Below are 14,375 nucleotides of genomic sequence, written 5' to 3' on the forward strand. Positions count from 1 at the left end.
GGAAACGACACACCATGACCACACCCACCACCGGTGAACAGCACGAGCTGGAGATCACGCGCATGGCGCACGGCGGGGAGGGGATCGCGACCCTGGACGGCCGCGTCGTCTTCGTCCGGGGCGCCTATCCCGGCGACCGCATCCGGGCCACCGTCACCGAGGTCAAGAAGAACTTCGCCCGCGCCGGGTTCGACGCGGTGCTCCAGGCGTCGCCACTGCGGGTGGAACAGCGCTGTCCGGCGGCCGCACAAGGTGCCGGATGCTGTGATTTCGGGGACCTGGCCCCCGAGCGGGAACTGGAGCTGAAACACGAGATCCTGCAGAGCCAGCTGCAGCGCATCGCCAAACTCACGGAACTCCCGCCGACGGACCTGGTCAACCTGGCCCCGCGCACCGGCTGGCGCACCCGGATGCGGCTCGGCGTCGATGCGGACGGCCGGGCTGGATTGCGGGCGGCCCGCTCCAATGACCTGATCACCTCCGTGGGCTGCAGCCAGGCGGTGCCCGGCCTCCTGGACGGCGTCATCGGGGAGGGGGCGCGCACGTTCACCCCCGGCGCCGAAGTCATCGTGGTCCTGGACAGCGAGGGCAACCGGCACGTCGTCGAAAGCCGCCGGGCGGCGCGCGGCCGCCGCACCGAGCAGATCGTCTCCGTGGTGGAGGGCAACGGGGACGTCGTGCAGGAGGCGGACGGCCACCGGTTCACCTTCCCGGCCACCGCCTTCTGGCAGGCACACGTCGACGCCCCCGACGCCTACACCACGCTGGTGCGAAACTGGCTGGGCGACCTGTCACTGGACACCGGCGGACAGCCGGTCGCCTGGGACCTCTACGGCGGCGTCGGGTTGTTCGTGCCGGCGTTGGCGGATTCGCTGGGTGCCGACGCCGCGGTCCACTCGGTGGAGCTCTCACCCGCGGCTGCGCGGGCGGGGCAGGAGACGCTGGCGGACTACGACGTGACCTTCCACAATGCCCGCGTGGAGCAGCAGGTCACGCAGCTGCCGCAACCGGCGGTGGTGTTGCTCGACCCGCCGCGCACCGGTGCCGGCGCTAAGGTGATCGAGACTCTGGTCGCCGCTAGGCCGCAGGCTGTCGTCCACATCGGCTGTGATCCGGCGACGTTCTCCCGGGATGTGGCCGCGTGGGCCGCCGGCGGATACGCGCTGGAGAAGATGACAGTGTTCAATGCTTTTCCGGGCACTCACCACTTCGAAGTGATCGGCTTGCTGCGCCCGGCGGAGTGAGCGGCAGCGGGGGCCAGCGGCGGTAAGAGGAGCCGGAATCGGTGAACCACCACGCGTCCGAGTAGACTGGGCACTCAACCAGCGGCGCGGGGGACCTGTTCGGGTTCCGCGGGCCCACCAGGTCACCCTTCCAGCCCAGCCCGCACCGGAACGGCTCAGTGTGGCCCGCAGCCCGGACATCCTCCGGGGTACCTCCACAATTCAGGTAAAGGAGTCAGACTCACCTCCATGGGAATCCTGCACCGCATCTCATCACCCGAGGACCTCAACGGCCTCAGCGAAGCTCAGCTGAGCGGCCTGGCAGGCGAGATCCGTGACTTCCTGGTCGCCAAGGTATCCGCCACCGGCGGTCACCTCGGTCCGAACCTGGGCGTCGTGGAGCTGACGCTGGCGTTGCACCGGGTGTTCCGGTCCCCGGCGGACCCGATCCTCTTCGACACCAGCCACCAGTCCTATGTGCACAAGATCCTGACCGGGCGCTCCGGCGACTTCGACAGCCTGCGGCAGAAGGACGGACTGTCCGGTTACACCTCCCGAGCGGAGAGCGAGCACGACTGGACCGAATCCTCGCACGCCTCGGCGGCCCTGTCCTACGCGGACGGCCTGTCCAAGGCGATGTCGCTGACGGGCCGCGGGGACCACAGTGTCGTCGCGGTAGTCGGCGACGGCGCCCTGACCGGCGGTATGTGCTGGGAGGCGCTGAACAACCTCGCGGCCGGCAAGGACCGTAGCGTGGTCATCGTGGTCAACGACAACGGCCGCAGCTACTCGCCGACGATCGGCGGCTTCGCCGAGAACCTCGCCGAACTGCGGATGCAGCCCTTCTATGACCGGGTGATGGAGCGCGGCAAGGAATCACTGAAGTCCATGGGCTGGGTCGGGGAGCGCACCTTCGAGGCCCTGCACGCCTTCAAGGAGGGTGTGAAGTCCTCGGTGATCCCCACCGAGATGTTCCCGGAGCTGGGCATGAAGTACGTCGGCCCCGTCGACGGGCACGACCAACAGGCCCTGGAGAACGCGCTGAGCTACGCCCGTGACTACGGCGGGCCGATCATCGTCCACGTGGTCACCGAGAAGGGCCGCGGCTTCGCGCCGGCGGAGAACGACACCGCCGAGCTCATGCACTCCACGGGCATCATCGATCCGGTCACCGGCGCCCCGAAGTCCGCCGTGAAGCCCGGTTGGACCGGGGTCTTCTCCGAGGAGCTGGTCAAGGCGGGCGAGCAGCGCCCCGACATCGTGGCGATCACCGCGGCGATGGCCGGCCCCACCGGATTGGTTGCCTTCGGGGAGCGCTTCCCCGAGCGCTTCTTTGATGTCGGCATCGCCGAGCAGCACGCCCTGACCTCCGCCGCGGGACTCGCCCTCGGCGGCCTGCATCCGGTGGTGGCGCTCTACTCGACCTTCCTCAACCGGGCGATCGACCAGCTGATCATGGATGTCGGGCTGTTGCAGCAGCCGGTCACCCTCGTGCTGGACCGGTCCGGGGTGACCGGTTCGGACGGTGCCAGCCACAATGGCGTCTGGGACCTGTCGCTGGCGTCGATCGTGCCGGGCATCCGGATCGCCGCCCCGCGTGACGCGCAGCAGCTGCGCGAACTGTTCCATGAGGCCATAGAGACCGACGACGGTCCGACGGTGGTCCGTTTCCCGAAGGGTTCCCTGCCACCCGAGATCGCGGCCGTGGACATGCTCGAGGACGGGCTGGAGATCCTGCGCTACAGCGATGCCGCGGATGACGCCGACACCGTCAGCGTCCTGCTGGTCACCGTGGGGGAGCTGGCAGCTGAGACGATGACCGCCGCTGAGCGTCTGACGGAACTGGGTGTCTCTGTCACCGTGGTCGATCCCCGCTGGGTCGTCCCCGTCGCCCCCTCCCTGATCGCCCTGGCAGACAGCCATGACCTGGTGGTCACCGTCGAGGACGGCATGCTCCGAGGCGGGGTGGGATCCATGCTCGGTGAGGCGCTCAACGCCGCCGGGGTGGACGTCCCACTGCGTCAGCTCGGCTTCCCCGGGATCTATCCGCAGCATGCCTCCCGTGGCGAGCTGCTGGCTGAGATCGGGCTCGATGAGGCCGGTGTCACCGCTTCCGTGGTGGGATGGACCGATGAACTGTTCGGCGGGACGGAAGAGCAGGACGCTGCTGCAGGGGATGATGCTGAGCCGGTGCAGGCCGCCCAGGTCGCCGGGCAGATCGTCTCGTCGCCCTCAGACCGCGTGAAGTAGCGGGCCTCGGCCGGGCGGGCTGAGCCGCGGAGTTTCCCCGGCCGCGGTCATTCCGCCGGCCGGGCGGCCTCGAGCTGGTCCGCAACCACCGCCCGGAGCAGAAGAACCGCTCATCTTCCGAAGAGCTCACCACAGATCAGCGGAGAGATGAGTTCGATCTGCCAGTCGCGGGACTCGTGGTGGCGCATCGCGGCGACGACATCGTCGGGGGAATGCAGCTGACTGCCCGCAGTGGCATCCCAGACCACCTGACGCAGCACAGCCGGACGCAGGAGATTCTCCGGCGGAATGCCCAGGTCCCTGCCGAGCCCGTCGACGTCCTCCCGCACCCGACTGAAGGAGGCGAAGGATTCCGGGTGGTCACTGGCCCAGATTTTGCGGGCCGGGATGCCGCGTGGGGAGCGGATCCGGACGGGCCAGGTTTTCCGGGGGGACTTCCGGGCGCGCCGGATCACCTCGAACCACCACTTGGTGGCACCGGGCCGGCGGGCGGGGAACCCGCGGATCGCAGACAACTCCCGCATGGTGCGGGGAACGGTGCGGGCGATCTCCACCAGCACGCGGTTGGGCAGTAGCCGACTGACCGCCAGGTCTTCAGCTGCCGCGATGCTGTCCCGCTCCAGCCACAGTTCGCGGGCCACCACCAGTTGTTCCGGGGTGGTGAGGGTGCCCACGCCCTTCGTGTCGCGCCACTGCGGTTCCAGTGGGGCCGCGATGTCGGCGTGGGTCGCGCGGATGTACTCGAATTCCTCCTCCGCCCACGCCAATTTTCCCTGACCGTCGAGTACTTCGGTGACTGCCTCGGCCAGCTCCAGCAGCAGCTCCACGTCCAGGGCGGCGTAATTCAGCCAGTCCGCGGGCAGGGGACGGGTTGACCAGTCCTCGGCCCCGTGCCCTTTCGCCAGGGAGCGGTCGAGGAATTCCTCGATCATGCTCGCCAGGTTGACGTGGTCCAGGCCCGCCAGCCGCCCTGCCAGCTCGGTGTCGAAGAGACGGCCCGGATACAGTCCCAGCCACGCCAGGGAGGGCAGATCGGAGGGGGCGGCGTGCAGCACCCAGTCCCGTTCGTTCAGGGCGGGGGCGAGAATTTCCCCGATGAGTTCGCGGTGGGGTTCCGGATCGATCAGGAGGGTGCCGGTCCCGCGGCGGCGGATCTGGAGGAGGAAGGCCCGGTCGTCATAGCGGAAGCCCGAGGCCCGTTCGGTGTCGAGGGCGACGGGGCCGCGGCCGGCGGCGATGCGTCGCGCGGCGTCGGCAAGTTCTTCGGGAGTGGCCGCCAGTTCCGGCAGGCCGTCAGCGGGGTGTGTGAGGGGAGTGGACATCGCAGACCAGCTTAGTCAGCTAGCCACGGCCCAGTTCGGTCACACCCTCCGGTGGCAGTCCGGCCACGTTGGCGAGCACCTTCGCGAAGGCGGCGACGTGCGGGGCGAGATTATCGTCCGTGGCGGTCCACGAGGCCCGCAGCTCCAGCTGGTAGGCGTGGGGCGGGCCGCCGATGTCCCCGAAACGCACGGAGGAGGTTGAGGTGACGGTGCCGCCGAGGTTGGTGAAGTCCGCCCCGCCGTCCGCCAGCCCTTCATTCAGCCACTGCCAGGCGACCTCCGGGAGCAGCGGGTCGGAGGCGACGGCGTGATCCATGTCGGCCTGGATATAGGCCACCAGACGCATCGAACCGTCCCAGGCGTCATCGGCCTGCGGATCGTGCAGCAGGATCAGCCGGCCGAAGGCATCGCCCTCAGTGTCCGTGCTCACCTCGGCGTATTCGTCGTGGACGACCTCCAGACCGATGGCGTGGCTGAAGGGTGCCAGACGCTGCGGCGGGCGGATGGTCCCGAGCGTGATCTCCGGGCGCAGTTCGGCCGAGTGCATCGACTCGACGGCAGCGGAAAACGCCTTCGGGGTGCCCTCGTCTTCGGCCGTCGGATCTGCGGCTCGCGAGGTCGATTGCAGCTTCGAGGTGGCATCGGGATTGATCACAAAGGCCAAACTAGTGGCGCGGCTAACTATGACGGTGGAGGCGCGCCGTGCCACACGCCGCGGCTGCCACGGTAGTTCTGGCCAGGGGTGACACACCCCTGCGCCCGGTATCCAACTTATGATGGACTAAGCAGAGACGGCCAGTTGCCGTTCATGTCCGAAAATATCGCGGTCGGCGGGCGCCGGCCGCAGTGGAAAGGATGTCTCCGACGTGGGCAAGATCAATTTCGAGGAACTCAACAAGGTCCAGCGCTACACCCAGTGGGCGACCTTCCGGATCATCCCCGGGGCACTGGGCGGGGAGCGCGGTGGAATCATCGATGAAGCCAGGAAGTTCTTCGCCGACCTGGAGGAGCAAGGGGACGTCACCGTCCGCGGCGTCTACGACATCTCCGGGCTGCGCGCCGAGGCCGATGTCATGATCTGGTGGCATGCGGAGGAATTCAATGAGATCCAGGCGGCCTACAACGCCTTCCGTCGTGAGACCGTGTTCGGCCAGGCGCTCGAGCCGTTCTGGATCGGCAACGCGCTGCACCGGCCGGCGGAGTTCAACAAGTCCCACCTGCCGTCTTTCATCATGGGAGAAGAGCCGCAGGAGTGGATCACGGTCTACCCCTTCGTCCGCTCCTATGACTGGTACCTGATGGAGCCGACCGACCGCCGCCGCATCCTCGCGGAGCACGGCAAGGCGGCCCGGGACTACGTGGAGGTCCGGGCGAACACCGTCCCCGCCTTCGCCCTGGGGGACTATGAGTGGCTGCTGGCCTTCGAGGGGCCGGAGCTGGACCGCATCGTGGACCTGATGTACAAGATGCGTTACACGGAGGCCCGTCTGCATGTGCGTGAGGAAACCCCCTTCTTCACCGGCCGCCGCGTCAGCGACGTCGCCGAGCTGATCGAGATCCTCCCCTAGACAGCGGGAGACGGCGGCACCGTCGCCGGACGAGGAAAAGGTCCCCGGCCACCACCTGCTGCGGTGGCCGGGGACCTTTTGCGTGCGTTCGGCGAGAGGACGGTCAGGACTCGGTGGAGACCGGCTTTTCCTCGAGCTTCAGGCCGATGGAGTTGATGCAGTAACGCAGGTCCGTCGGGGTGTCGTAGCCCTCGCCCTCGAAGACGTGGCCCATGTGGGAGCCACAGTTGGCGCACAGCACCTCCACCCGGCGCATGCCGAGGCTGTTGTCCTCGCGCTCGATGATCTTGTCCCCGGCGAGCGGGGAGAAGAAGGAGGGCCACCCGCAGTGCGAGGCGAACTTCTCGCTGGAGCGGAACAGCTCCTCACCGCAGGCCTTGCAGGAGTAGACGCCCTCCGTGGTGGTGTTGGTGTACTCACCGACGTGCGGCGGCTCGGTCCCAGCCTCACGCAGCACGTGGAACTCCTCGGGGCTGAGTCGCTCGCGCCACTGATCGTCGGAGATCAGCTTGAAATCAGTCATGGGGTTAAGACCTCCCGGAGTCTAAGTTGATGCGGTGTCTGGAATTCTAGTTCCTGCCCGGTGCAACAGCATCGGCACCGGAATTCTTCCCGGCCACCGCTTGCCGACGCCCCGGGCCCGGCCCGTCGGCCCCGCCGCGACGCTGCGCGAGGAACCAGGAGACCGCCACCACCGCGGCGACCAGGACCAGCAGGGCCCAGCCGACGGTGGGGTTGAAGAAACTGGCCCACCGGCCGTAATCCACCCAGCGCTGCGAGAACCACTCGTCGGGGGAGAGGAAGAGATACACCGCCACCCAGGCGGGCCAGGCGTGGAAGACGCTGCGGCGCAGCAGGACCGTGAACAACCAGGGGAAGAGCATCATCGAGTAGTACATCTGTCCCAGCGACGACAGCAGGAACACGCCGGTCAGCAGCAGACCGGCGGTGGAGGTCGCCCACAATAGGGGATCGGTGTAGCGCCACCGCAACAACGTCAGCCCCCCGACCACCCCGAAGGCGACGAAGACCAGGAACCAGAAGGTCTCCAGCGCCGCCGGCATCCCGAAGTAGACGGCCATGCCCGCCAGCGAACTGTTGGCGTAGTCGCGGACCTCGCCGAGATAGGGGACGAGGCGGGTCAGGTAATCATTCGCTCCGGGCACGAGAGGCCAGGCCACCACGTTGAAGATGACGGGCACCGCCAGGCCTCCGAGCACGGCCCGCCACTGCAGCTTGACCAGGGGGAGAAACAGCAGCGGCAGAAACATCGGCTTGACCAGGATGGCCAAGCCGAGGACCAGTCCGGCCGCCCAGAGCCGGTCCCGTAACAGCAGCCAGAGGAAGCCGACCAGGGCGAGCAGCAGGACGCCGTTGATATTCGAGAAGACCAGGGTGTTGCGGACCGACTCCGTCAAGAAAGCCAGGGTGATCGCCGCGGGCCAGACCAGACTGCGGAGGGAGAAGGAGAACAGCCGTGTCAGCAGGGCCAGCGCGGCGATGATGGCGGCGCCATTGACCAGCACGAACCCCATCCGGGCCAGTTCGAATCCGGGAACCATCCCCAGCGGTGCCAGGAGCAGTGTGGCCCCCGGAGTGTACAGGTAGTGCGGATCCACGTGGTGGTAGATCTCGTTGTACACGGGCACACCGTCGAGGAAGCGCCGCACGGCGGCGTGCACGGTCGAGAAATCGTCCGTGGTGTCACCGTTGACGGCCAGGATGAAGATCCGGTGGAACACCAGCAGCACGGCCAGCGGCCACAGGATCGCGTTTCCCACCCGGTCGAAGCTGAGCCGCCGGGGTGCCGTGACCGCGGGGGCGGTGGTCAGCGGTGCGGGGGCGACCCAGATCCTCTCGAGCCTGTCGGCTGCTGCTTTAATCACGATCCAACAGTATCGAAGCAGTCTCGGGCGGTGTGGAGCAACACCCTTCCCACCCGGTCAGCGCTCCCGCCGGTACCGCAGAAAGAGGGTGCCGTCATCGGTGGCCACGGCGTGCTCCAGAGACAGATCGCGGTGGAAGTCCACCTCACCGTCGGCGTCCGAGAGGAGTGGTATGCGGACTGGCATGGTCACTGTGGGATCCACGGTCAGGTGGAGGACGTCAACGAGGTCGGCCGCGAAGAGTTTCGCGAAGATCTGGGGCCCGCCTTCCGCTGCGATGCGGGCGAATCCCATGCTGTGCAGAACCCGGACGCATTCGGCCAGGGTGCCGTCGCCGGTGGAGACCAGTACACCACCGGCGGCCTCGAGATCGCGGCGTCGCTGCGCCAGAACAGGATCACGGTGGGAGCGCTCCGGCGACAGGATGAGCGGGGCGACGGAGGTGTCGGTGAAGAACTGGGCAGTCGGTGACAGGTTGAAACGTTCCGTCAGCACCGCGATGGGCGGGACCTTCTGCTGGCCGTGTTCAGTTCTCCGCCGATCCAGCTCCGGTGAAGTCCGCACGCCGAAATAGTTTTCGCTGCGGACCGTGGCGGCACCGACGAGCACGACATCGGACCACTGCCGGACCCGGTTGAACAGCTCCTGGTCCAGGTGGTTGCCGAGTTCACGGGAGGAACCGTCAATCGTCGTGGCCCCGGAGAGCGTCACCGCAGCAATGGCTCGCAGTTCCTCGGCTCCCGGCGGGCGCAGCGTTCCCAGGAGAGTGTCCACGTTCCAGTTTTCGGCCCTTCCCAGCATGTGGCCGAGCCTACCCCGGGGCGGGCTACTCCGGGATTCGGCGACGGACACCGCAGCAGGCACGGGCCGGGGCCGGGAAGTGCCCGGCTGTTGGTGCCGGGGAGAGCGCAGCTAGACCGGTAGGCTGGCGGGATGACCGGCAGAAACGAGGAAGGTTCGGCAGTGGGTGCGATGACGGCGGTAGGCTGCGAATATGTGGCGGATGAACGCGATCTGTCCGTTCCCGGCGTCTACGACGTGACCGATGAGGACATCGGTGTGGCCCTCATCCTGGAGTATCTGCGGGAGAGACTGCGTGCCGTGTTCGACGCCTGGCAGCGTCCGCCGATTCTGATGCTCTCAGGCGGCATCGATTCCATCCTCATCGCCGCAGTAGCGGCTTCGCTGCGTGAGGATGCGGTGGCCTTTACCTTTCAGCAGGCGAACCTGGCGGATTCCGTCGAGGAGAGCGACATTGCCGCCCGGGTGGCGGAGGAGCTCGGCCTCGAACACCGGGTCGTGGACCCGGGGTTACCGGATTTCCGGCGGCTGGTGCTCGACGTCCTCAAGCAGTTGGACACCAGTGAGCCGTGGGAGGTGCTCGCCGGCACCGTGTTGCTGGCCATCGACCGGGCGGCGCGGGACCGGGGACTCGAGGGGCCGATCATTTCGGGTGGCGGTGCCGATGCGCTGTTCCTGGGTGGGGAGCAGTTGATCTCCGGCGGGGATGAGGCCGCAGTGCTCGGGGAGTGGGACCAGCGGATCCGGAGCAAGGTGCGGCGGAACTTCATCCGGGAACGGTTCATCCCGGACTTCTATGAGCGTCTGATCGGCGACGCGAACCGGCACATCCAGGTCTGGCAGACTCACGCGGCCACGGACCTGGCGCTCTCACTCCACCCGAAGGTGGTGCGGGGTGGGGACCTCGGCCGGGACAAGGGCATCCTTCGTCGGGCGGCGCGCCAGCTGGGCCTCCCGGAGCAGGTGGTGAGTCTGAAGAAGAACCCGATGCAGGTGTCCGCCGGAGGTGTCGATTCCATCGTCGCCATTGCCCGGCAGGAGCTGCTGGAGGCCTACGGGGAGCAGACCTACAGCAGTCCCGGGACCGAACCATTGGAGTTCGTGGTCGCGAGAATGTGGTTGCGCTCCCAGGCGGGGTAGTTGCCCGGTACCGGTCTTCCAGACGATCACCCCGGATGAAACTCCGGGGCTCCGGCTCGGGGATCTGCTGGGCTGGCTTAGCCCGCGCAAGCCTTTTAGCTTGTGCAGCGGGCGAGGGAACGCGAAAAGACCCGTTTCCCCTGCCGGAGAACGGATCTGAAATGTGGTGGTCCTAGCTGGGTTCGAACCAGCGACCTTTCCGGTGTGAACGGAACGCTCTTCCACTGAGCCATAGGACCGCGGGGGCTGCCATTGACCGCCCCTGTTGCGATAGAAAATCTAACACGGGGGCTGCTGCGAGACCTAATCCGCTGGTAGTGCGCGGTTCCGGGCGGCCGCTACCGAATGCATCCGGCAATGGACCGGCGGGAGCGCGGCCCGGGATGCTTGGGGGAGACGTCGTCGAGTCAGTGAAGACCGAGGGGTGTCGCACACGGGCCCGGAAACCATTGATGCCCAGCACCGGGCGATCGTCAGGTGGCCACGCACCTCTCCCAGGCGGCACTGGCGTTCTGCGACCCTTCGGGATGCCGTCGCCGGAAAGCAATGGTCCCGACGTTGTTGCGCCGCGCCCGGTCTCCCCACCCCTATCCCTCTTTTGTCTTCCTCAACGCCCCTGGACAGCAATGGGGAACGCCATGGGGTGTTGTCGGTAGCAGGGCCCGGCAACGAGGCACACTTTTCACTGTCGTCCCGCCCTTCCCCTTTTGGAGATCCCGGGCGCATCGTGCCGTCCACTACGGCGGGCAGGATCGGGAAGCGCCGCGAATTACATCGCTGTAGTTCAAAACTCTGCCACTTAGGGGGCAGGTGCTTCCCGGGAACCGCCTGCGAACTGGGAATTTGTATTCGACGGACACTTCAGGATAAAGTTTGTTCTCGCAGCACACAGCAGGTCACACCGACAAGCTGGTTCACATGTGGTGCATGCGGATGTAGCGCAGTTGGTAGCGCATAACCTTGCCAAGGTTAGGGTCGCGAGTTCGAGTCTCGTCATCCGCTCTGGTATCTTTCAGGTACCTGAGGCGGGATCAACCGCCACGGTGGAATGGCCGAGTGGTGAGGCAACGGTCTGCAAAACCGTGTACACGGGTTCGATTCCCGTTTCCACCTCGCAGTTCAAGCGCGTTTAGCTCAGCGGGAGAGCGCTTCCCTGACACGGAAGAGGTCACTGGTTCAATCCCAGTATCGCGCACCAAGAGGATGAATCCCCTCTCTAAACCGGGTTCGATGCGGATGTAGCGCAGTTGGTAGCGCATAACCTTGCCAAGGTTAGGGTCGCGAGTTCGAGTCTCGTCATCCGCTCTCCAATAACCGGTCAGCCTTCTGGGGCTGGCCGGTATTTTCGTTGCCGGATCTCGATGGGCGGCTCCCGCGCGCCCGCACTGCAGGCGCTGTGCCCCCAGTCATAACCCCGGCATCTTCACGGCGAGTAGCATAATCGACCGACTCGGATCCACTGGCGAATCTGCGGTGAATTCCCGATGACGGGAACTTATCCGGTTCGGTGTCCGACTATCTCTCATAGCGCGGCGGGATCGCCGTGCTCCACCGTCAACGAGGAGGAAACATCTCCGTGAGCCACACCCGCGTTCGTCCCACTAGCCGAGCCCCCATCGCAGCGATCGCGGCCGCCGGTGTGGCCCTGGCCGCCGGGGCCCTCGGCTTCGGCCTGCCCCAGGCGCAGGCGCATGACTCAGTCATCGGGGGCACCCCGGAACCGGGCAGCGTTGTCGAGGAGTTCCCTGAGGAGATCGTCCTCGAGTTCTCCGGCATCCCCCAGGACACCTTCAACACCATGGCCGTGAGCGACACGGACAGTGGGGAGGTGCTGTTCTCCGGCGAACCGGAGCTCGATGAGCGTCTGGTCTCCCTCGATGTGCCCGATGACGTCGAGGCCGGTGCCGGCAACTACACCGTCGGTTTCCAGATCACCTCCTCAGACGGGCACGCCACCCGCGGTTCCATCAACTTCGAGGTGGCTGGCGGGTCTGCCGCCGGGACCGACGCAACCGCGGAGACTCCCGCCGACGACGGTGCGCAACAGGGCGCCGACACCTCCGATCCGGAGGACCAGCTGCTGGCTGGGCCGCTGGGATGGGTATTCGGCGGTGTCGGTGTCATCGTCATTCTCGGTGTCCTCGTGATGATGATCGCGAAGAACCGGAACAACAGTGAGGAATAGTCTTGATGTCTCGTACCCGAATTCTCGGTGTCTCCCTGCTCGCCTCCGCTGCACTGGTGCTGGCCGGCTGCTCCAACGGTGGTGACTCCACCGATCCCACCCAGGCTGGGACGGAAGAGCAGACCGCCCAGGACACGGCGGCGGATGAGACCGCCGCGGAGGCCACGGCCGATCTCACCCTGTCGGACGGCGTGGTCCGCGCCACCGTCGAGGACAATCCGATGACCTCGGTCTTCGGCACCCTGCAGAACAGCTCCGACGAGGAGCTCACCATCGTCGGTCTCACCGCGAGCGTGGACGCCGAAAGCTATGAGATCCACGAGGTCGTCGACGGAGTCATGCAGGAGAAGGAGGGCGGCATCACGATTCCCGCCGGTGAGTCGCATGAGCTGGGCCCGGGCGGCGATCACTTCATGTTCATGGAGTTGAGTGAGCCGATCGAGGCCGGCGATGCCGTGAGTATGACTCTGGAGCTCGCTGACGGTTCAACGGTCGAGCTGGCGGATGTCCCGGTGCGCACCATGGGTGCCGGCGACGAGGACTACGGCGACCTCGGCGGCATGGATCACGGTGGTATGGAAGACGGATCGGAGCATGAGCACTAACAACCTGAATGGGCGGTGGCCGCGGCTCACCCGGCGTGGCTTCCTGTCCGGCCTGTCGGTCACGGCCGGCGGCGCCGCCCTCGCGGCGTGCGGTACCGGTGCCGGCGGGGCGTCGTCAAGCAGCAGTGAGGGCAACGCCGGCGGCGCGGGTGTGACGGAACTGGGGGCCCAGACCGTCACGTTTGACGGCCTCCATCAGGCGGGCATCGCCACCCCGGAGCAGTCCAACCTCAACCTCGTCGCCTTCAACCTGCGCGACGGCGCCGACAAGGGGGCGGTGCGCCGGCTGATGCGCGTGTGGACCGATGACGCCCGGCGGCTGACACAGGGGGGGACCCCGCTGGGCAGTCTCGAGCCGGAGCTCGCGGACACTCCCGCGAACCTGACCATCACCTGTGGTTTCGGGCCGCGTCTCTTCGAGCTGATCGGTGCCCCGGAGCAGCGTCCGGAGTGGCTCGCGCCGCTGCCGGAGTTCAGCCGGGACCGCCTGGATGAGAGGTGGGGACAGTCGGATCTGGTTCTGCAGATCTGCGCTGATGACCCGCTGACGGTCGCCCACGCCACCCGCCACATGATCCGCGCGGGCGTCGACTACGCCGCCACCGATTGGATCCAGCAGGGCTTTCTCGATGCCCGTGGGGTACAGACCAAGGGGGAGACCCCGCGGAACCTCTTCGGGCAGAAGGACGGGACCGAGAACCTCTCCTCGGGGGCGGAGCTGGAGGATCATGTGTGGATCACCGAAGGGCCGGAGTGGCTGCGCGGCGGGTCCGCGATGGTGGTGCGCCGGATCTTCATGAACGTGGACACCTGGGAGATCCTCGACCGCGCCTCACGGGAGGTCTCCACTGGCCGAGACCTGGCGGAAGGCGCACCCCTGTCCGGTTCGGAGGAGTTCGAGGAACCGGACTTCGAGGCGGTGGATCACACCGGTCTGCCGATGATCGACCCCGCCAGCCACATCGCCCGTGCCCGTGCTCCCGAAGGCCATCCCGAACAGGTGATCCGGCGGCGGCCCTACAACTATGACCTGCCGCCGGACCCGCAGGTGTCCCTCGAGATGGAGAGCGAAGGGGTGCCGGTGCTGTCGAATTCCGGGCAGATCTTCATCTGCTTCCAGCGGGACCCCACCCGGCAGTTCGTCCCCATCCAGGCCCGCCTGGACGAGGCGGACCGACTGAACCAGTGGATCACCCACATCGGTTCCGCCGTCTACGCGCTGCCGCCGGGGGTATCCGCCGAGGGCGGCTCCGGAGACAGCTATTGGGGTGCCGCGCTCCTGGCGGAGTAGGTGCTGCGGGTAGGATGATCGGCGAACAGTTGCGTCCCCCGGACCACTCGGACCGGGGGACGGCGGCTGTACCAGATCCCAGTGGGAGGCGGCCAGGTATGCCG

General features: G+C 66.9%; 12 protein-coding genes and 5 tRNA genes. 11 read left to right on the forward strand and 6 right to left on the reverse strand.

Annotated features, from left to right (window positions below; all coding sequences use genetic code 11):
- Nucleotides 1-14: 14 nt before the first annotated feature.
- Nucleotides 15-1,244: a class I SAM-dependent RNA methyltransferase gene (locus tag ACQCVD_RS01050; protein ID WP_426821834.1), complete on the forward strand. Its 1,230-nt coding sequence runs from the start codon at nt 15-17 to the stop codon at nt 1,242-1,244.
- Between the two features lie 228 nt (nt 1,245-1,472).
- Nucleotides 1,473-3,473 (forward strand): 1-deoxy-D-xylulose-5-phosphate synthase, encoded by a 2,001-nt coding sequence (gene dxs, locus ACQCVD_RS01055; RefSeq protein ID WP_426821835.1) that lies wholly within the window; start codon nt 1,473-1,475, stop codon nt 3,471-3,473.
- Nucleotides 3,474-3,583: 110 nt separating this feature from the next.
- Here dxs and ACQCVD_RS01060 read toward each other — a convergent pair whose 3' ends face one another.
- Entirely contained in the window at nt 3,584-4,795 is a 1,212-nt protein-coding gene (locus ACQCVD_RS01060; RefSeq protein ID WP_426821836.1) for an HRDC domain-containing protein, read from the reverse strand.
- Nucleotides 4,796-4,814: 19 nt separating this feature from the next.
- Complete coding sequence (locus ACQCVD_RS01065; protein ID WP_426822077.1) at nt 4,815-5,423, reverse strand: DUF3000 domain-containing protein; 609 nt, start codon at nt 5,421-5,423, stop codon at nt 4,815-4,817.
- Nucleotides 5,424-5,661: 238 nt separating this feature from the next.
- On the opposite strand from ACQCVD_RS01065, the gene hemQ reads away from it, so the two are divergent.
- Nucleotides 5,662-6,363 (forward strand): hydrogen peroxide-dependent heme synthase, encoded by a 702-nt coding sequence (gene hemQ / locus ACQCVD_RS01070; RefSeq protein ID WP_426821837.1) that lies wholly within the window; start codon nt 5,662-5,664, stop codon nt 6,361-6,363.
- Between the two features lie 103 nt (nt 6,364-6,466).
- On the opposite strand, the gene msrB is transcribed toward hemQ, so the two are convergent.
- From msrB to ACQCVD_RS01085, 3 genes are read right to left on the reverse strand one after another with little or no spacing between them, the layout of a single operon-like run.
- Nucleotides 6,467-6,886 (reverse strand): peptide-methionine (R)-S-oxide reductase MsrB, encoded by a 420-nt coding sequence (gene msrB, locus ACQCVD_RS01075; RefSeq protein ID WP_426821838.1) that lies wholly within the window; start codon nt 6,884-6,886, stop codon nt 6,467-6,469.
- Between the two features lie 46 nt (nt 6,887-6,932).
- A complete protein-coding gene (locus ACQCVD_RS01080; RefSeq protein ID WP_426822078.1) occupies nt 6,933-8,246 on the reverse strand; it encodes a glycosyltransferase family 87 protein in 1,314 nt (437 codons plus the stop codon).
- Nucleotides 8,247-8,306: 60 nt separating this feature from the next.
- A complete protein-coding gene (locus ACQCVD_RS01085; RefSeq protein WP_426821839.1) occupies nt 8,307-9,050 on the reverse strand; it encodes a pyrimidine reductase family protein in 744 nt (247 codons plus the stop codon).
- A gap of 132 nt (nt 9,051-9,182) precedes the next feature.
- Between ACQCVD_RS01085 and ACQCVD_RS01090 the strand changes: the two genes are divergently transcribed.
- Nucleotides 9,183-10,190: an asparagine synthase C-terminal domain-containing protein gene (locus ACQCVD_RS01090; RefSeq protein ID WP_426821840.1), complete on the forward strand. Its 1,008-nt coding sequence runs from the start codon at nt 9,183-9,185 to the stop codon at nt 10,188-10,190.
- A 164-nt stretch (nt 10,191-10,354) separates the two neighbouring features.
- Here ACQCVD_RS01090 and ACQCVD_RS01095 read toward each other — a convergent pair.
- Nucleotides 10,355-10,429 (reverse strand) — tRNA-Val (locus ACQCVD_RS01095).
- A 690-nt stretch (nt 10,430-11,119) separates the two neighbouring features.
- Here ACQCVD_RS01095 and ACQCVD_RS01100 point away from each other — a divergent pair.
- The 7 genes from ACQCVD_RS01100 (at nt 11,120) to ACQCVD_RS01130 (ending at nt 14,271) form a co-directional block, all read left to right on the forward strand.
- A tRNA-Gly gene (locus ACQCVD_RS01100) sits at nt 11,120-11,192 on the forward strand.
- Between the two features lie 40 nt (nt 11,193-11,232).
- Nucleotides 11,233-11,303: transfer RNA gene (locus ACQCVD_RS01105), tRNA-Cys, on the forward strand.
- A 10-nt stretch (nt 11,304-11,313) separates the two neighbouring features.
- Nucleotides 11,314-11,388, forward strand: a tRNA-Val gene (locus ACQCVD_RS01110).
- A gap of 34 nt (nt 11,389-11,422) precedes the next feature.
- Nucleotides 11,423-11,495: transfer RNA gene (locus ACQCVD_RS01115), tRNA-Gly, on the forward strand.
- A gap of 271 nt (nt 11,496-11,766) precedes the next feature.
- Nucleotides 11,767-12,375 (forward strand): copper resistance CopC family protein, encoded by a 609-nt coding sequence (locus ACQCVD_RS01120; RefSeq protein ID WP_426821841.1) that lies wholly within the window; start codon nt 11,767-11,769, stop codon nt 12,373-12,375.
- A 5-nt stretch (nt 12,376-12,380) separates the two neighbouring features.
- Nucleotides 12,381-12,980 carry a copper chaperone PCu(A)C gene (locus tag ACQCVD_RS01125; protein WP_426821842.1) on the forward strand — a complete coding sequence of 200 codons (600 nt, stop codon included), beginning with the start codon at nt 12,381-12,383 and terminating at the stop codon, nt 12,978-12,980.
- Nucleotides 12,970-14,271, forward strand: coding sequence for a Dyp-type peroxidase (locus tag ACQCVD_RS01130; RefSeq protein WP_426821843.1), 1,302 nt, complete (start codon nt 12,970-12,972; stop codon nt 14,269-14,271). The genes ACQCVD_RS01125 and ACQCVD_RS01130 overlap by 11 nt, the downstream gene beginning before the upstream one ends.
- Nucleotides 14,272-14,375: the final 104 nt, after the last annotated feature.

Origin of the sequence: Corynebacterium halotolerans (assembly GCF_050107895.1) — a bacterium.
Lineage (GTDB): Bacteria > Actinomycetota > Actinomycetes > Mycobacteriales > Mycobacteriaceae > Corynebacterium > Corynebacterium halotolerans_B.